This is a genomic window from Nonomuraea sp. KM90 (assembly GCF_052246675.1).
In the GTDB taxonomy this organism is placed as follows: domain Bacteria; phylum Actinomycetota; class Actinomycetes; order Streptosporangiales; family Streptosporangiaceae; genus Nonomuraea.
This window is the reverse complement of sequence record NZ_JBQQCB010000001.1, coordinates 139,292-156,322: the sequence shown is the minus strand read 5'-3', so window position 1 is coordinate 156,322 and position 17,031 is coordinate 139,292. Positions and strand designations below refer to the sequence as shown.

Below are 17,031 nucleotides of genomic sequence, written 5' to 3'. Positions count from 1 at the left end.
TGTGGTGCCCGGAGGCCGGGTGCGCGGCTCTCGGGCAGCGGGCGTGGCCGGGCGTGGGGGTCTGGTAGACGTTATGCGTGACCGACTCCTCCGACGACGCCCTCCTGCCGCTCGAAGCCGTGCGGCCCGCGACGTCGTCGAAGGACACCAAGGGCGCCGTCGTCCCCGCCCCCGACGATCCGGTGGCGCGGGTGGCCGTGGACAGCCCGCTGCCGCACCTCGACCGCCTCTTCGACTACCTGGTCCCGGCCGCCCTGCACGAGACGGCCGAGCCGGGCGTGCGCGTGCGGGTGCGCTTCGCGGGCAAGCTCGTCGACGGGTTCCTGCTGGAGCGGGCGGCCGGGAGCGACCACGAGGGCAAGCTCACCCCGCTCGAACGCGTGGTGTCGCCCGAGCAGGTGCTGACCCCGGAGATCGTGGGCCTGGCCAGGGCGGTCGCCGACCGCTACGCCGGCACCCTGGCCGACGTGCTGCGCCTCGCCGTCCCGCCCCGCCACGCCAAGGCCGAGGCGGAGCCGCCCAAGGAGGACCCGCCGGGCGAACCTGCCGAACCGGCCACGAGCGCCTGGGCGGCGTACCCGACCGGCCCTTCCTTCCTCGACGCCCTGCGCGCCGGCCGCGCGCCCCGGGCCGTGTGGTCGGCGCTGCCCGGCGGCGGCGGTTGGGCGGACGCCATGGCCGAGGCGGTGCGCGCCACGCTGGACGGCGGCAGGGGAGCGGTGGTCGTGGTCCCCGACGGCAAGGACGTCGCGCTGGCCGACGCCGCGTTCGGGCGGCTGCTCGGCCCCGGCAGGCACGTGGCGCTCACGGCGGACCTGGGCCCGGCGGAGCGGTACAGACGGTGGCTGAAGGTGCTGAGAGGCCAGGTGCGCGCCGTTGTCGGCACCAGGGCCGCCATGTTCGCCCCCGTCTCCGGGCTCGGCCTGGTGGCCATCTGGGACGACGGAGACGACCTGCACGCCGAGCGCCTGGCCCCCTACCCGCACGCCCGCGAGGTGCTCGGGTTGCGGGCCCACCGGACCGGCGCGGGGATGCTGATCGGCGGCTACGCGCGTACCGCCGAGGCCACCCAGCTCGTCGCCACCCGGTGGGCCAGGCCCATCGTGGCCGCCCGCACGACGATCAGGAGCCTGGCCCCCCGCGTACACCCCGCCGGCGAGGACGCCGAGCTGGCCAAGGACCAGGCCGCCCGGCAGGCCCGCCTGCCCAGCATCGCCTGGCGGGCCCTGCGCCACGGGCTGGAGAGCGGCCCGGTGCTGGTGCAGGTGCCCAGGCGCGGCTACCTGCCCGCCCTGGCCTGCGGGCACTGCCGCACCCCCGCCCGCTGTGTCCTGCCGCCCACCCGGACGGCCCCCCGGGTCCCGGAGGCGGACGGCCAGGCCGAGGTCCAGCTGAGCGGCCAGGACGAGAGCCGGCTGCTGTGCCACGGGCCGCTCGCGCTCAGGGGCGGCCACGCGGCCCCCTACTGCCGCTGGTGCGGCCGGGTGGACGCCGGCTGGCGGTGCCCGTCCTGCGGCAGCCCCCGGCTGCGCGCGGTCGTCACGGGCGCCAGGCGTACGGCGGAGGAGCTCGGCCGCGCCTTCCCCGCCACCCAGGTGCGCACCTCCGGCCGCGACGGCGTCCTGGCCACCGTGCCCGCCACCCGCGCGCTGGTCGTCGCCACGCCGGGCGCCGAGCCGGTGGCGGAGGGCGGCTACGCGGCGGCCGTGCTGCTGGACGGGTGGGCCCTGCTCGGCCGGGCGGACCTGCGGGCGGCCGAGGAGACGGTACGCCGGTGGATGAACGCCGCCGCCCTCCTCCGCCCCGCCGCCGAGCTGGTGGTGCTCGGTGACGCCGCGCTGCCCCCCGTACAGGCCCTGCTCAGGTGGGACCCGATCACCCACGCGGAGCGCGAGCTCGGCGACCGCGCCGAGCTGGGGTTCCCGCCCGCGGTGCGGATGGCGACGCTGACCGGCGCCGCGAGCGCGGTCAGGCAGATGCTCGACGAGGTACGCCTCCCGCCCGACGCCCAGGTGCTCGGCCCCGTGCCGGTGGACGAGTCGGGTCAGGAACGCGCCATGATCCGGGTACGCCGGGCCGGCGGCGCGGCGCTGGCCGCCGCGCTCAAAGGTGCCAGTGGGGTGCGTGCGGCGCGTAAGACGCCAGATGTCGTGAGGGTGAGTGTCGACCCTCTCGACCTGATTTAGACCGTTTCCCCGATTCGCTCATCCGTGGGCCAGCCGTTAGCGTGCCCCTGTGTCGATCGAATGGGTGAACCGGGCCATCGACGACCTGCGTGCCTGGGGCCGCGCGCGGGAAGTCGAGGTGGACGCGGACGAGGTCCGCCTGCTCTGCGACTACGCCAGCGACTACCTCAACGTCAACGAACTGGGTGATTTCACTCCGGAGACCTTCGACGAGCTGCTGCTGTCCATCTACCCGCGCAAGGTCATCGCCCCTCCGGAGAGCGCGCCGGAGACCGTCGCCGCCGCCCGCACGTTCGTCGACTACCTCAGCGAGGCGGGCCGGGTGAGCCAGGGCACGGTGACGCGGATGCGCGAGCGGCTCGACGACATCGCGGTCCGCATGCCCGAGGCCCTAGCCGACCCGGCGAACTTCGGCATGGCCAAGAGCCTGTTCAGCTCCATCGGCCCCGAGTCGCTCGAGCAGTCGATCGCCATCCCCTCCGGCGAGCTGCCCGACCTGGGCGAGGCGCCCTGCGACTGTCCCGGGTGCACCCCGCTGCCCGCCGTACGGCTGGCCGCGCCCGACGACCTGCGCGCCGCGCTGAAGAGCGTGCCGATGCTGGCCGAGCAGCCGCTGCCCGGCGAGGAGGACCCGCTGGCCGCCTGGGCGGCACGCGTGGCCCACGTGATCGAGGAGGACACCGGCGGCACGATCACCGGCTCCGCGGAGCTCGACGAGGGCCTCTACGACCTGTTCGACATGCTCTACCGCCTCCAGGTGCGGGTGCCCGTCACCGTGATCGCCGAATACCTCGGCGAGATCGCCGGCGACGGCGAGATCGACCTGGTCGACGTGCTCGGGCGGCTGGAGTGGTGCGGCATGATCCGGGTCACCGGCGACACCGCGGAGCTCACGCCGCCCGCCGTCTGGGCGCTGCGCGAGCACTACCTCTCCCTGGGCGTCGACGCCCCCCAGGCCCCCGACCTGGCCGAGGGCGACGCGCGCGGGCTCATCGAGGGACTGCTCGAAGGCGTGCCGACCGAGCTCGCCGAGGACGACATCAGCCGCTGGCTGGCCGGCCGGGGGCCCGGCGAGGCCGCCGCCGAGCTGCTGGCCGCCGCCTCCGGCGCGCCCGCCGTGGCCCGTGGCATCGCCATCACCATCGTCGACCGGCTCGGCGCCGAGGCCGAGCCCGAGGTGCGCGCCTACCTCGAGGACGACGAGCTGCGGCCGCACGCCATCCACTGGCTGGCCGCCAGGAGGCTGCCCGCGCCGCCGCTCACCCAGGACGAGCTGCTCTGGGTCAGCGTCGACATGCTGGCCCTGGCCATGCCCGCGGCCGAGGAGGACCCCGAGATCTTCGCCGAGAACATGGCCGCCTCCGGTCCGACCGCCCACATGATCGAGGAGATGTGGCGGGTCGACCACCCCGACGTGGTCGAGGTTCTCGAACTGCTCGGACGCTCCATCACCGACGGCACGGTGGCCAAGGCGGCGCGCAAGGCCGCGTTCAAAGCCCGGTCCCGAGCCATCCGTTGAGTACGCTCCTGTGACCGCTGTGCAGTAAGTTTCGTGGGTGGCAAACAATGTCTTCGACCTCGCCGAGCTGCGCAAGCTGATCGATGAGCAGGCCGCCGTGCCGCCACGGCCCCCTGAGGAGACTCCCGTGGAGCATGAGGCGCTGACGTTCCCACCGGTCCTGCTGGCGCCCGACGCGGAGCTCGCCAGGGCGGTGCCCGCCGTGCCTCTCGTGGCCGACGCCATCAGGCTCAGCACCTGGACGGGCAACCGCCAGGTGACCCCTCAGGGACACCTGGCGGACGCCGACGCCGCGGCGGCGGCCGAGGAGCTCGGCCTGCCCGCCGCCCGGCTCCGCCTGATCTGGATCGTCGCCGTCAACACCGGGCTGTTGCAGATCCTCGGCGGCCGGGCCTCCCGGGGGCCGCTGTCGATGCGGCTCACGGTCGAGGCCACGCTGGAGTTCTGGGACGGCGTGGTCATGGACGTGCTCGACCGCGCCGACGAGGGGCTGACCGGCTCGGCCGTGGTGGACGGCCACCTGGCCGAGATGCTGGCCACGATCTATTCCGTACGTTCGGGCGTCGCCACCGCCAACCTCGCCCGCGGCATCCTCCAGTCCCACGAGGTCGCCTGCGCCCCCGGCCCCGTCGAGATGCGCAAGATCGCCGCCGCGCTGCCCGCCGAGCTCCTCGAGGCGCTGTCGCTGCTGACCTACTGCGGCCTGGTCGAGCAGACCGCCGCGGGTCGCACCGCGCTCACCCCGCTCGGCGTCTGGGCCGTCCGCCGCGACCTGCTGCGCGAGGGCCACGACGCGCCGACCACCGCGGAGGTGGAGGTGTTCGCCGACCTGTCCGCGGCCGAGCTGGTGGAGGCGCTGGTCAAGGGCGCCGCCACGCAGAGCGCCGTGGCCGGGTGGCTGGAGCGCCGCTCGCCCGAGTCGGCCGCCCGCGACCTGATCGAGATCGCCGCGTCCGGCACGGCCGGCCAGCGCGGCGCGGTGGGCGCGATCCTGGAGGAGCTGGGCCCGGAGGCCGAGGCCCCCGTCAGGCAGGCCCTCGACGACCCGCTCATGCGCCGCTACGCCGCCTCCTGGCTGCACATCCGCGACCTCCAGGCCCCGACGCTCAGCCCCGAGGACCACACCTGGATCGCGGTCGACTCCCTGGCCGCGCTCATGCACCTGTCGGGCGCCGCCGCCGGCCGGCTCGACACGCCGGAGCCGGGCGAAGACCTGATCAAGCTGGTCGGGGAGATGCCCGCGGTCGGCCACCCCGACACGATCGCCGTGCTCGACATGCTCGCCACCGCCCACGACGACCAGGCCGTGGTCAAGGCGGCGCGCAAGGCCGCGATGAAGGCCCGCTCGCTGGAGCACGCGCGACCGCACACGGCGGGTCACGGCCGCTGACGGGCCGCTGACGAGCCGATGGAGGGGTCCCTACCTACACTAAACTTGACTGATCCACGCTTGAGAAACGGAGTGACCCCCTTGGCGATCCAGTCGATCCGGCTGTTCGGAGACCCGGTGCTGCGCACCCCGGCGGCCCCGGTCGTCGACTTCGACAAGGAGCTCCGCAAACTGGTCAAAGACCTCACCGACACGATGATGGACGCCCCGGGCGCGGGCCTGGCGGCCCCGCAGATCGGCGTCGGGCTGCGGGTGTTCACCTACTACGTGGACGACCAGCTCGGCCACCTGATCAACCCCGACCTCGACCTCTCGCCGGAGCTAGACGAGGAGGGCGAGGAGGGCTGCCTGTCCTTCCCCGGCCTGTCCTTCCCGACGCCGCGCGCCGTCCGCGCCGTGGCCAAGGGCTTCGACATGTACGGCGAGCCGGTCACGCTGGAGGGCACCGACCTCATGGCCCGGTGCTTCCAGCACGAGACCGACCACCTCGACGGCGTCCTGTTCATCGACCGGATGGACCCCAAGCAGCGCAAGCTGGCCATGAAGGCCGTGCGCGAGGCGGAGTGGAGCGGCCTGGCCGCCCCCGTGTTCAAGGTCTCGCCCCACGCCACCGGTGGAAAGGCACTCTGAGAGCATGCGTCTGGTCTTCGCGGGCACACCCGAGACGGCTCTGCCGTCGCTGCGCACCCTGATCGACTCCCCCCGGCACGACGTCGTGGCGGTCGTCACCCGTCCCGACGCCCAGTCCGGCCGGGGCCGCAAGGTCCACCCGTCGCCGGTGGCCGCGCTCGCGGAGGAGGCGGGCATCGAGGTGCTGCGCCCGCAGAAGGCCGGCGAACCGGAGTTCCTCGACCGGCTGCGCGCCCTGGAGCCCGACTGCTGCCCGGTGGTGGCCTACGGTGCGCTGCTGCCGCAGTCGGCCCTCGACGTGCCTCGGCACGGCTGGATCAACCTGCACTTCTCCATCCTGCCCGCCTGGCGCGGGGCCGCCCCCGTCCAGCACGCGATCCTGCACGGCGACGAGATCGGCGGGGCGACGACGTTCCAGATCGTCAAGGAGTTGGACGCCGGGCCCGTCTACGGCGTGGTGACGGAGGAGATCCACACCTCCGACACGAGCGGATCGCTGCTGGAGCGGCTGTCGATCTCGGGGGCCGGGCTGCTGGCCGCCACCCTCGACGGTGTCGAGGACGGCACCCTGGAGGCCCGGCCGCAACCGGCCGACGGCATCACCATCGCCCCCAAGATCTCCGTCGCGGACGCCCGCGTCGACTGGACCAAGCCCGCCCTGCACGTCGACCGGCTGATCCGGGCCTGCACGCCCGGCCCCGGGGCCTGGACCGACTTCCGGGGGCAGCGGGTGAAGGTGGGGCCGGTGCGGATGGTCCCGGGTGAGCGCCTGGCACCCGGGGAGATCGCCACCACGAAGACGACGGTGCTGGTCGGGACGGCCACCGACGCGGTGGAGCTGGGCGAGGTGCAGCCGCAGGGCAAGCGGTTGATGGGGGCCGGGGAGTGGGCTCGCGGGGTTCGCCCAGAGGGTAAAGAGGCCTTCAAGTGACTGAGCGTGTTGATCTTGTTTCGGACAGTAATATCGACGTCATGACTCTCACCAGTAGCGAAGCGCTCGCTCTTTCGAAGCGGATGGACAGCCTCCGCCAGGACCAGGACGCCTACATGCTGACGCTCTGCGATGTGCGCGACGAGTGTCGCGGCATCAAGGGCGACGTGCGGCGGATGGATCGCCGCCTGGCGAAGGTGGAGGGCAAGGTCGACCGGATCGAGCAGAAGGCCGACAAGGCTCTCGGGCTCACCGTGCAGCTCGGTCAGAAGTTCGACGGCCTGAGCGGCCGATTCGACGGCCTGGACAGCCGGGTCGCGGTCCTCGAAGGCGACGTGGCCGAGCTCAAGACGGACGTCGCGGTGCTCAAGACGGACGTCGCGGTGCTCAAGACAGATGTCAGCGAGCTCAAGACCGATGTCAGGGAGCTGAAGTCGGATGTCAGCGAGCTCAAGACCGGCATGGTCGACGTCAAGGCGCTCCTCGGTCATGTGCTCGACAGGTTGCCACCCAAGGCGTGAGTGAAAGTTTGAGGGGATGAAGACCAGGGGGCACCAGGGGGCCAACGGCAGAGGCGGCGAGGGCCGTGCTCCGAGGCCGCGGAAACCGGCGCGGGATCCCGCGCGCAACGCGGCCTTCGACGTCGTGCGGGCGGTGGACGAGCGCGACGCGTACGCCAACCTGCTTCTGCCGCGCCTCCTTCGTGAGCGTGGCATCAAGGGGCGCGATGCCGCGCTCGCGACCGAGCTCGCGTACGGGACGCTGCGCGGGCTCGGGACCTACGACGCCATCATCGAGATGTGCAGCGACCGCGCGCCCGACCCGGACGTGCGCGACGCCCTGCGGCTCGGCGCCCACCAGCTTCTGCGCATGCGCGTGCCCCCGCACGCGGCCGTCGGCACCACCGTCGATCTCGTACGCCTGCGCATCGGTGCCGGTGCCGCCAAGTTCGTCAACGCGGTGCTGCGCAAGATCGGCTCCAGGACGCTCGAGGAATGGGTGCCCATCGTCGCGCCCGACCCGGCCGACGACCCCGTCGGGCACCTCGCCGTCGCCTACGGTCACCCCCGGTGGATCGTCTCCGCCTTCCGCGACGCCCTGGGCGGGCCGGGCGAGCTGGCCGACCTGCTCGACGCCGACAACGCCCGCCCGCTGGTCACGCTGGTCGCGCGGCCGGGACGCAGCTCGGTGGAGGAGCTCGAGGACTCGGGGGCCATGCCGGGCCGCTACTCGCCGTACGCGGCATACCTGCGCGAAGGCGATCCCGGGCAGATCGAGGCGGTGGCCGAGACACGTGCCGCCGTTCAGGACGAGGCCAGCCAACTGGTGGCGCTCGCCCTGACCCGCGTGCCGGTCGACGGGGACGGTGACGAGCTGTGGCTGGACATGTGCGCGGGGCCCGGCGGCAAGGCGGGGCTCCTGGACGCCATCGCCGTCCATGGTGACCTGGCCGCGCTTGACCACGAAGCCGGCCGCCGCACCGCCGAGCCCGCACCGCCGGAAGGAGCGGCGAGGGCTTCCGCTGTCGACGCTTTTCCGGGTGGGGCGCGGTTGGTGGCCGCCGACGTTCAGTATCACCGGGCGCGGCTGGTCTGGGAGACCACCAGGGACGCGTCGGTGGTCACCGTGGACGGGACCGAGCCTGCCTGGCGGCCGGGCGTGTTCGACCGGGTCATGCTCGACGCGCCCTGCACCGGGCTCGGCGCGCTGCGGCGGCGGCCCGAGGCGCGCTGGCGGCGCGATCCGGCCGGGATCGCCGAGCTGGGCAAGCTGCAGCGGCGCCTGCTCGACACAGCGCTGGACGCCGTGCGCCCCGGCGGCGTCGTGGCCTACGTCACGTGCTCTCCGCACCTGGCCGAGACGCGGGTGGTGGTCGGCGATCTGATGGCGCGCAGGAACGACCTCGAGCAACTCGATGCCCGCGACTACCTGCCCGAGGTGGACGAGCTCGGCGACGGGCCGCACGCCCAGTTCTGGCCGCACCGGCACGGCACCGACGCCATGTTCCTGGCCTTGCTCCGCAAACGCCCCTGACGCTGGGCCGGCGGGGCGTGGGAGCCTGCGGGGCCTGATCGCGGTCTGCGGTCCTGGCTTGAATTGCGGGCCTGGCCGCCTGACGGTGCTCTTGGGCGTGATCGTGGTTCTGGGTCTGATTCTGGTTCTGCGTCTGGTCTGGGTCGGGGTCGCACTTGGGGCGGTGCATGTGGTCCGATCGACGGCGTGGACTTTCTGGATGACCTTCACCTGGCGGAGCTGGAGCCGATCGTCTGGCTCCAGGGGTGGCCCGATGCCGTCCGTCCCGTGCTGGAGCTGGTGTCGGTGTTCGGCACGGACACGTTCTTCCTGCTCTGCCTGCCCCTCCTCTACTGGTGCGTCAATCCGGCGCTCGGCCTGCGTCTCGGTTTCGTCGTCCTGCTGGCCGCCGCCACGAACGCGATCGGCAAGTTCGCCGCCCACCAGCCCAGGCCGTACTGGATCGACGCGAGGATCCACCCGTTCTCCATCGAGGGAGCCTTCGGGCTCCCGTCCGGGCATGCCCAGATCGGCACCGCCGCCCTGGGGCGGCTGGCGGTGGCGGTGGGCAGGCCGTGGGCGTGGTGGGCGGCGGGGGTGCTCGTCGGGCTGGTGTGCCTGAGCCGGGTGTACCTGGGGGTGCACTTCATCTCCGACGTGGTGGCCGGTGTGTTGCTCGGGGCGGCCGTGCTGTGGCTGGTGAGCAGGCTGGAGCGGCCCGCGCTGGCCTGGTGGCGGCGGCAGGCCCTGTGGGTGCAGCTCGCCGCCTCCGTGGCGCTGTCCGGCGCGCTGCTCGGGGTCGCCGCGCTGGCCAACGCACCGTACGCCGGCTGGGCCCCGCCGCAGAGCTGGAGCTCGGCGGGCGCGATCGATCCGGAGAGCCTGGACACGATCGTCACCATGTCGGGCGTGCTGCTCGGCACGCTGGCCGGGACATCGGTCATGTACCGGCTGGGCTGGTTCGACGCGGGCGGGCCGCTCGGCGTGCGTGCCGCCCGCTGGGCGCTCGGCACGGTGGTGGCGGTGCTCATCTGGTACGCCGAGCGCGAAGCGCTGCCCCAGACGGCGGCGGCGACGTACGCGGGGTACGCGCTGCTGGCACTCTGGGTGCAGGTGGGCGCGCCCGTGCTGTTCATCCGGCTCGGGCTGATGGACCGGGCGAAGCAGCCGCAGCCCGTTCACGAATCGTCCCGGGCGATGCGGCGGCGGGATCATCACTAGACTTGGGGAATCATGGCCGTACAGATCTCGCCCAGCATCCTCGCCGCCGACTTCGCCAGGCTCGCCGACGAGGCCGCCGCCGTGCCCAACGCCGACTGGCTGCACGTCGACGTCATGGACTACCACTTCGTGCCCAACCTGACCCTTGGGCTGCCCGTGGTGGAGGCGCTGCGCAAGGCGACCGACACCCCGCTCGACTGCCATCTCATGATCGCCGACCCCGACCGCTGGGCGCCGCAGTACGCGGAGGCCGGGGCGGGCAGCGTCACCATTCACGCGGAGGCGGCCAAGGCGCCGATCCGTACGCTGCGGGAGATCCGCTCCCTCGGCGCCAGGGCCGGCCTCGCGCTCAACCCCGCCACGGCCGTGGAGCCGTACGAAGACCTGCTCGGCGAGGTCGACATGCTGCTGCTGATGACCGTGGAGCCGGGGTTCGGCGGGCAGAAGTTCCTCGACGTCGTGCTGCCGAAGGTCCGGCGGGCGCGTGAGCTCATCGGGCGGCACGGCGGGCGGGTCTGGCTGCAGGTCGACGGGGGAGTCGACGCGGGCACCATCGAGCGCTGCGCCGAGGCGGGGGCCGACGTGTTCGTGGCGGGCAGCGCCGTCTACGGGGCCTCCGATCCGGTGGCCGCCATCGACGCCCTCAGAGCCGCCGCCAATCACGCCATTTCCTGACATGAACCCCCCATCACCTGGGTAACTATTCACTTATGGGTGACCATGGGATCTTTGGGCCCCGTTCGGTGACGTGGCGGGTGATGGGCGAGCCGATCCTGCTGGTGGGCGGCATCCGCGCGTTGCTGATGCAGGGGCTGCATCCGAGGGCGATGCGCGGCGTGCTGCAGAACTCCGCGCTCATGGATCCGCAGGAGGCGTGGTCGCGGTTCGTCCGGACCACCGAGTTCGTACGCGTACGCACCTACGGAACGCACGCCGAGGTCGAGCGCGCCGGCCGCCGCGTACGCAAGATCCACGCCAAGCTGACCGCCCACGACCCCGACACCGGCGTCACCTTCCACCTCGACGACCCCGACGCGCTGCGCTGGGTGCACGTGGGCGAGGTGGACTCGTACCTGTCGGTCGCCCGCCGCGCCGGAGTGCGGCTGACGGACGACGAGGCGGACACGTTCGTGGCGGAGTGGCAGCGGGCGGCCGAGGTGGTCGGGCTGGCGCCCGACGACGTGCCCGGCTCGGTCGCCGAGCTGCGCGACTACATCGACGCCGAACGCCCGGGGCTGCGCTTCGTCCCCGAGGCCGCCCACCCGCTGCGCATGTCGCTCAACGCCCCGCTCCCGCGCCTGCTGACCCCGCTCAAGCCCGCGATGCCGGCGCTGACGCTTCTCGCGTTCGCCACGCTGCCGCGCTGGGCGAGACGGCTGTACGGGCTGCCCGCCACGCCGGTCGGCGACCTGTGGGCCACGGCGACGCTGCGCACCCTGCACACCGGGATCGGCCTGGTCCCGGGGCATGTCCGCTACAGCCCGGCGGCCCGTCGCGCGCACCGGCTGATGGCCGCCTGAAGCGAGCGCTTGGTCAAGTTGGGAGGGGCGGTCGCATGCTCGGTTCGGGGCATGGCAAACTGGTAGCGAAAGAGAGCTAGCGTGCTCCGGGGTCGGTGAAAGTCCGAACCGGCGGTGACAGTCCGCGACCCGGCCGATGCCATCGGCCGGTTGACTCGGTGAAATTCCGGGACCGACGGTTAAAGTCCGGATGGGAGGAAGCGCGCGAGGTGTCCGGTGTCCCAGCCGGGCGCCTGCCGTGGTGCATCTGTGCATCATGGCGAATCCCCCGGGGCCCGCCGTGGCTTAGAGCTACTGGCGAGTAGGAGACCCGGGGTGGAGATACCCGCGCAGGACGCCGCCCACATGGCGCGCGCCGTCGAGCTGGCCGGACACGGACATGGCACCACCAGCCCCAACCCCGTGGTCGGCTGCGTCGTGCTCGACGCCGACGGGCGGGTCGCGGGCGAGGGCTTCCACGCGTACGCGGGCGGGCCGCACGCCGAGGTGGTCGCGCTCGCGCAGGCCGGCGAGCGGGCCAGGGGCGGCACCGCCTACGTGACGCTCGAGCCCTGCGACCACACCGGCCGGACGGGGCCGTGCAGCCGTGCCCTGCTGGAGGCCGGGGTGGCGCGCGTGGTGATCGCGGTGCCCGACCCCAACCCGAAGGCGGCGGGCGGTGCGGCGCGGCTGCGGGCCCACGGCGTCGCCGTCACGTCCGGGGTCCTCACCGAGGCCGCGGAGCGGGTCAACGAGGAGTGGCTGACGTACGCGCGGCTCGGGCGACCCCACGTGACCTGGAAGTTCGCCGCGACGCTGGACGGCAGGTCGGCGGCCGAGGACGGCACCAGCAAGTGGATCACCTCGCCGGAGGCCAGGGCCGACGTGCACCGGCTCCGGGCGGCCTCCGACGCGATCGTGGCCGGCATCGGCACGGTGCTGGCAGACGACCCCCACCTCACGGCCCGCCCGGGCTCTGCGTACAACCCCGGCCTCGTGGCCCGCCCGGGCTCCGCGCACAACCCTGGCCTCATGGCCCGTTCGGGCTCCGCGCACGACGCCCGCCCCACGGTCCCCGGCCGCGACACACCCGGAGTGCGCGGCAGTACGGGTGCGGGCGGCCACGTTCTTGGAGCGGGAGCGGGTGACGAAGGGCTGGTAGCGGTTGCGCGTGGTGACGTGCCTGGAGTGCGCGACGTCCCGGGCACAGGACCCGATGGCGCAGGGCCTGACGGCGCTCGGCTTGACGGCGCTCGGCTTGACGGCGCTCGGCTTGACGGCGCACGGCTTGACGGCGCGGGGCGCGAGGGCGCCGGGGTGGGGCGTTGGGGTGCCGGGGGCGGCAGCTTGGTCTCGGACGCCGGGTTCGGCGTGACCGGTGGCAGTTCCGGTTCGCCGGGGGCGGTGGTGCGGGGGCCGCTGCGGGTCGTGGTCGATCCGTCCGCCAGGACGCCCCGGGACGCCCGGGTCCTCGACGACCAAGCCCCCACCCTCGTCGCCGTGGCCGACGACGTCGACACCGACCTCAAGGCCGACCTCCTGCGCCTGCCCCGCCACGACGGCGGCGGTCTCGACCTGCACGCCCTGCTCCGCGAGCTGGCGGCGCGAGGGGTCGTGAGCGTGTTCCTGGAGGGCGGCCCGACGCTGGCGGGCGCGTTCGTCGAGCAGGGGCTGGTCGATCGCGTGGTGGCGTACCTGGCGCCGGCGTTGCTGGGGTCCGGGCGGGCCGCGCTCGGCGCGGCCGGGGTGCGGACGATCGGCGAGCTCCATCACCTGAAATTTGACGAAATTTCCCCCATCGGGCCGGATGTACGGCTGATTGCCCGGCCCACCACACAACCAGGCAGGGAGAAGTGATGTTCACCGGAATCATTGAGGAGAAGGGCGAAGTGGTGGCCATCGACCAGGCGGGCGGTGGCGCTCTGCTGTCGGTGCGCGGCCCGGTCGTCACCTCCGACGCCAAGCATGGTGACTCGATCGCGGTCAACGGCGTGTGCCTCACGGTCGTGGAGGTCAAGGGCGACGTCTTCACGGTCGATGTGATCAGGGAGTCGCTCGACCGCAGCTCCCTGGGCGACCTCTCCGAGGGCTCGGCGGTGAACCTGGAGCGGGCCGTACGCGCCGACCAGCGCCTCGGCGGTCACATCGTGCAGGGCCACGTGGACGGCACCGCCGTCCTGCTGTCGCGCGACCCCGGCGAGAACTGGGACGACCTGCGGTTCTCGCTGTCCGAGGCGCTGAGCCGCTACGTGGCGGAGAAGGGCTCGATCGCGATCGACGGAATCAGCCTGACGGTCACGACGGTTGACGACGACAGCTTCGGCGTGAGTCTCATCCCGACCACGCTGAAGCTCACCACCATGGGCGAACGCCAGGTGGGCGACGTGGTGAACATCGAGGTCGACGTGATCGCGAAGTACGTTGAAAGGCTGGTGGTCAGGCAGTGAACTGGGCCAACGCCGGATTTGAGATATTCGGCACGCACGTGCTCTGGACCGACCTGGTGGGCAACATCGCCGCCCTGTCGACGGTCCTGCTGGCCATGCGCAAGTCGATGTGGACGTGGCCGGTGCAGCTCACCGGCTCGGTGCTGCTGTTCGTCGCCTCGATCAACGCCCACATCACCGGGAACGCGCTCAAGCAGGCGCTGTTCGCGGCCCTGGCGGTGTACGGGTGGTGGGCGTGGCGGCGCGGCACCCAGGACGGCAAGCAGCTGGCCGTGCGCCCCGCCCAGTGGCGGGAGCGGTCGCTGCTGATCGGCGTCATGCTGGTGGGCACGGCCGTGGTCGGGGTGCTGTTCTACGTCACCGGCCTGTCGTGGGGCGCTCACGAGCCGCTGCCGAAGGGCGCGTTCCTGGTGGCCGCCGACGCCTACATCTTCGTCGGCAGCGCGGTGGCCACGTGGGCGCAGGGCAGGGCGCTGGTGGACTTCTGGATGGTGTGGGTGGCCGTGGACCTGGTCGGGGTGCCGCTGGCGTTCAGCTCGGGCCTGGTGGTCTCCGGCTACGTCTACGGCATCTTCTTCGTCCTGGTCATCATCGGGTTCGTGAAGTGGCTGCGCGAATACCGCACCTCCTCCCTCGGCCTGGCGGTGGCGCAATGAGCGACATCAAGCTCGACCCGATCGAGCGCGCCATCGAGGACATGCGCGCCGGCAAGCCCGTGGTGGTGGTCGACGACGAGAACCGGGAGAACGAGGGCGACCTCATCTTCGCCGCGGCCAAGGCCACGCCGGAGCTGTGCACGTTCACGATCCGGCACACCAGCGGCATGATCTGCGTGGCGATGGAGGGCAAGGAGCTCGACCGGCTCGGCCTGCCGCTCATGGTCTTCCACAACAAGGAGCGCATGCGCACGGCGTACACGATCACCGTGGACGCCCGCGACGGCGTTACGACGGGCATCTCGGCGGCCGACCGGGCCAGGACGATCCGCACGCTGGCCGACTCGGCCACCGAGCCCAACGAGCTCGTCCGCCCGGGGCACATCTTCCCGCTGCGCTACCACGAGGGCGGCGTGCTGGCCCGGCGCGGCCACACCGAGGCGGCCGTGGACCTGGCCAGGCTGGCCGGGCTGTCGGCGGCCGGCGCGCTGGCCGAGGTGGTCAACGACGACGGCACCATGGCCAGGCTGCCCGAGCTGCGCCGCTTCGCCGACGAGCACGACCTGGCCCTGGTCTCCATCGAGCAGCTCGTCGACTACCGCCGGCGGGCCGAGAGCATGGTCACCAGGGTCGCCGAGACGCGGCTGCCGAACGCGTACGGGATGTGGCGGGCGTACGGCTACGCCAGCGCGCTCGACGGCGGCGAGCACGTCGCGCTGGTCCTCGGCGACCTGGCCGGAGGCGAGAACATCCTGGTCAGAGCCCACTCCGAATGCCTGACCGGCGACGTGTTCGGCTCGCTGCGCTGCGACTGCGGGGTGCAGCTCGACCACGCCATGGCGGCCGTCGCGCAGGAGGGCCGCGGCGTGATCGTCTACCTGCGCGGCCACGAGGGCCGGGGTATCGGGCTGCTGGCCAAGCTGAAGGCGTACAGCCTGCAGGACAACGGCAGCGACACCGTGGACGCCAACGTGGAGCTGGGGCTGCCGGTGGACGCGCGGGAGTTCTCCAACGCGGGGCAGATCCTGGCCGACCTCGGCGTCAAGTCGGTGCGGCTGCTCACCAACAACCCGGCCAAGCTCAAGGGCATGGACGGCTACGGAATCAAGGTCCTCGGCCGCGAGGCCATGCCCGTGGCCATGAACCCGTACAACGAGCGTTACCTCAAGGCCAAGCGCGATCGCCTGGGCCACGACATCTCGGAGGCGTCATGAGTGGGGAAGGACGGCCGGGCGTCGCGGCGCCGGACGCGTCGGGGCTGACGGTGGGGGTCGTGGCGGCCAGCTGGCACGCCAAGATCACCGACCAGCTGGTGTCGCGGGCCGTGCAGGCGTGCGACGACAGCGGCGCCACGGCGACGGTGGTGCGGGTGCCTGGCTCGCTGGAGATCCCGGTGGTCGCCCAGGCGCTGGCCCGCCGCTGTGACGCGGTGGTGGCCCTGGGCGCGGTCATCCGCGGCGACACCGCGCATTTCGACTACGTCTGCGACTCGGTGACGTCGGGCCTGACCCGGATCTCGCTGGACGAGGAGACGCCGGTCGGCAACGGCGTGCTCACGTGCGAGACCATGGACCAGGCACTCGACCGCTCGGGTCTGCCAGGGAGCAAGGAGGACAAGGGTTACGAGTCGGCCATCGCCGCGCTCGAGACCGCACTCCTCCTGAGAGACCTCGGCTGACCTACGGTAGGTTTCCCTCGTGTCAGAGCCCGTGTCCCCTCCGCCCCTGCCCGTCACCTGGCGCCCTCGCCGGGGACGGTTCGTCGCCTATGGCTTCGCCGTGCTGATCGTGCTGGGGGCGGTGGTGATGGCGATCTTCATCGCCCAGCCGTTCCAGCTGGCCGACCGGGTGGCGATCGTGGCCTTCGGGGGCGGGGTGGCGTGGGTGCTGCATCTGCTGGGCCGGGTGCGGGTGGAGGCCGACGAGAAGGGCCTCACGGTCGTCAACGCCGTCCGCACCCACCGCTACTCGTGGCCGGAGATCCTGGACGTCACGCTGCTGGTGGGCGACCCGTGGCCGCGGATCGACTTCTCCGACGGGCACACCGTCGGGGCCATGGGGATCCAGGGCTCGGAGAAGGCCCGCGCCCGCCGGGCCACGGCCGAACTGCGGGCCCTGATCCGGGAGCGCGGGGAGGCGCGCGAGGGTTAGCCGGGCTCGGGGAAGAGCTCGTCCACCGTGTCGACCGTGAGGATGCGGATCAGCCACGCCTGCAGGATGTCGAGGTCCTCGCAGGCGGAGATGGCTTCGCGCTGCTCGCGGCTGATCCAGAGGAAGCGTGACTGCAGGGCGACGTCGATCGCCCGGCGCGCTGCGGTGATCTTGCTCTGCTGCCGGGCTTCCGGGGACACGGGATAGCGGTCCCAGGGCTCCGGCGTGCTGAACTGCGCGGACATCAGTTCTCGCCGAGGACTTCGGCCGTCGTGGTGGCCGTGGCGGCGTACACGGTCATCATTCCTCCAGGTGGTGGCGGACGTGGTCATGGAGCTGTGTGCGAAGGAAGCCGTGGGAGAAGAGGCGGGGCATCAGCTTCTTCTCGG

The 17,031-nt window shown here is 72.6% G+C and carries 17 protein-coding genes and 1 riboswitch; of the genes, 16 read left to right on the top strand and 1 reads right to left on the bottom strand.

Annotation, left to right across the window (positions count from 1 at the left end):
- Window positions 1-77 precede the first annotated feature (77 nt).
- From ACTWPW_RS01030 to ACTWPW_RS00955, 16 genes are all read left to right on the top strand, one after another.
- Window positions 78-2,186 carry a primosomal protein N' gene (locus ACTWPW_RS01030; RefSeq protein ID WP_443167696.1) on the top strand — a complete coding sequence of 703 codons (2,109 nt, stop codon included), beginning with the start codon at window positions 78-80 and terminating at the stop codon, window positions 2,184-2,186.
- A 49-nt stretch (window positions 2,187-2,235) separates the two neighbouring features.
- Window positions 2,236-3,705 (top strand): hypothetical protein, encoded by a 1,470-nt coding sequence (locus tag ACTWPW_RS01025; protein ID WP_443167695.1) that lies wholly within the window; start codon window positions 2,236-2,238, stop codon window positions 3,703-3,705.
- 37 nt (window positions 3,706-3,742) lie between these two features.
- Window positions 3,743-5,095, top strand: coding sequence for a hypothetical protein (locus ACTWPW_RS01020; protein WP_443167694.1), 1,353 nt, complete (start codon window positions 3,743-3,745; stop codon window positions 5,093-5,095).
- An 81-nt stretch (window positions 5,096-5,176) separates the two neighbouring features.
- Window positions 5,177-5,725, top strand: a complete 549-nt coding sequence (gene def / locus ACTWPW_RS01015; protein WP_375109231.1) for a peptide deformylase — start codon at window positions 5,177-5,179, stop codon at window positions 5,723-5,725.
- Between the two features lie 4 nt (window positions 5,726-5,729).
- Window positions 5,730-6,656: a methionyl-tRNA formyltransferase gene (gene fmt, locus ACTWPW_RS01010; RefSeq protein WP_443167693.1), complete on the top strand. Its 927-nt coding sequence runs from the start codon at window positions 5,730-5,732 to the stop codon at window positions 6,654-6,656.
- A complete protein-coding gene (locus ACTWPW_RS01005; protein WP_443167692.1) occupies window positions 6,653-7,177 on the top strand; it encodes a PspA/IM30 family protein in 525 nt (174 codons plus the stop codon). Before fmt ends, ACTWPW_RS01005 begins: the two co-directional genes overlap by 4 nt.
- 16 nt (window positions 7,178-7,193) lie before the next feature.
- Window positions 7,194-8,690, top strand: coding sequence for an RsmB/NOP family class I SAM-dependent RNA methyltransferase (locus ACTWPW_RS01000; protein ID WP_375109234.1), 1,497 nt, complete (start codon window positions 7,194-7,196; stop codon window positions 8,688-8,690).
- 186 nt (window positions 8,691-8,876) lie between these two features.
- Window positions 8,877-9,890, top strand: a complete 1,014-nt coding sequence (locus ACTWPW_RS00995; protein ID WP_443167691.1) for a phosphatase PAP2 family protein — start codon at window positions 8,877-8,879, stop codon at window positions 9,888-9,890.
- 12 nt (window positions 9,891-9,902) lie between these two features.
- Window positions 9,903-10,565, top strand: coding sequence for a ribulose-phosphate 3-epimerase (rpe, locus tag ACTWPW_RS00990; protein WP_364134922.1), 663 nt, complete (start codon window positions 9,903-9,905; stop codon window positions 10,563-10,565).
- Window positions 10,566-10,648: 83 nt separating this feature from the next.
- Entirely contained in the window at window positions 10,649-11,410 is a 762-nt protein-coding gene (locus ACTWPW_RS00985) for an oxygenase MpaB family protein (RefSeq protein ID WP_375109237.1), read from the top strand.
- Between the two features lie 77 nt (window positions 11,411-11,487).
- Window positions 11,488-11,618, top strand: a riboswitch (FMN riboswitch).
- Between the two features lie 107 nt (window positions 11,619-11,725).
- Window positions 11,726-13,246 carry a bifunctional diaminohydroxyphosphoribosylaminopyrimidine deaminase/5-amino-6-(5-phosphoribosylamino)uracil reductase RibD gene (gene ribD / locus ACTWPW_RS00980; RefSeq protein WP_443167690.1) on the top strand — a complete coding sequence of 507 codons (1,521 nt, stop codon included), beginning with the start codon at window positions 11,726-11,728 and terminating at the stop codon, window positions 13,244-13,246.
- Window positions 13,246-13,836 carry a riboflavin synthase gene (locus ACTWPW_RS00975; protein ID WP_375109239.1) on the top strand — a complete coding sequence of 197 codons (591 nt, stop codon included), beginning with the start codon at window positions 13,246-13,248 and terminating at the stop codon, window positions 13,834-13,836. The genes ribD and ACTWPW_RS00975 overlap by 1 nt, the downstream gene beginning before the upstream one ends.
- The gene (locus ACTWPW_RS00970; protein WP_443167689.1) at window positions 13,833-14,492 is read left to right on the top strand and encodes a nicotinamide mononucleotide transporter family protein; all 660 of its coding nucleotides are present in this window, start codon (window positions 13,833-13,835) and stop codon (window positions 14,490-14,492) included. Before ACTWPW_RS00975 ends, ACTWPW_RS00970 begins: the two co-directional genes overlap by 4 nt.
- Window positions 14,489-15,706 carry a bifunctional 3,4-dihydroxy-2-butanone-4-phosphate synthase/GTP cyclohydrolase II gene (locus ACTWPW_RS00965; RefSeq protein WP_375109241.1) on the top strand — a complete coding sequence of 406 codons (1,218 nt, stop codon included), beginning with the start codon at window positions 14,489-14,491 and terminating at the stop codon, window positions 15,704-15,706. The genes ACTWPW_RS00970 and ACTWPW_RS00965 overlap by 4 nt, the downstream gene beginning before the upstream one ends.
- Entirely contained in the window at window positions 15,703-16,170 is a 468-nt protein-coding gene (gene ribH, locus ACTWPW_RS00960) for a 6,7-dimethyl-8-ribityllumazine synthase (protein WP_364134904.1), read from the top strand. Before ACTWPW_RS00965 ends, ribH begins: the two co-directional genes overlap by 4 nt.
- Window positions 16,171-16,189: 19 nt before the next feature.
- Complete coding sequence (locus ACTWPW_RS00955) at window positions 16,190-16,642, top strand: PH domain-containing protein (protein ID WP_375109242.1); 453 nt, start codon at window positions 16,190-16,192, stop codon at window positions 16,640-16,642.
- On the opposite strand, the gene ACTWPW_RS00950 is transcribed toward ACTWPW_RS00955, so the two are convergent.
- Entirely contained in the window at window positions 16,639-16,887 is a 249-nt protein-coding gene (locus ACTWPW_RS00950) for a hypothetical protein (RefSeq protein ID WP_364118383.1), read from the bottom strand. The genes ACTWPW_RS00955 and ACTWPW_RS00950 overlap by 4 nt on opposite strands.
- Between the last annotated feature and the right edge of the window lie 144 nt (window positions 16,888-17,031).

Coding starts and splice junctions, on each gene's coding strand:
- fmt (WP_443167693.1), top strand. CDS start 5,730: ATGCGTCTGGTCTTCGCGGGCACACCCGAGACGGCTCTGCCGTCGCTG.
- ACTWPW_RS01000 (WP_375109234.1), top strand. CDS start 7,194: ATGAAGACCAGGGGGCACCAGGGGGCCAACGGCAGAGGCGGCGAGGGC.
- rpe (WP_364134922.1), top strand. CDS start 9,903: ATGGCCGTACAGATCTCGCCCAGCATCCTCGCCGCCGACTTCGCCAGG.
- ACTWPW_RS00985 (WP_375109237.1), top strand. CDS start 10,649: ATGGGCGAGCCGATCCTGCTGGTGGGCGGCATCCGCGCGTTGCTGATG.
- ACTWPW_RS00975 (WP_375109239.1), top strand. CDS start 13,246: ATGTTCACCGGAATCATTGAGGAGAAGGGCGAAGTGGTGGCCATCGAC.
- ACTWPW_RS00965 (WP_375109241.1), top strand. CDS start 14,489: ATGAGCGACATCAAGCTCGACCCGATCGAGCGCGCCATCGAGGACATG.
- ribH (WP_364134904.1), top strand. CDS start 15,703: ATGAGTGGGGAAGGACGGCCGGGCGTCGCGGCGCCGGACGCGTCGGGG.
- ACTWPW_RS00950 (WP_364118383.1), bottom strand. CDS start 16,887: ATGTCCGCGCAGTTCAGCACGCCGGAGCCCTGGGACCGCTATCCCGTG.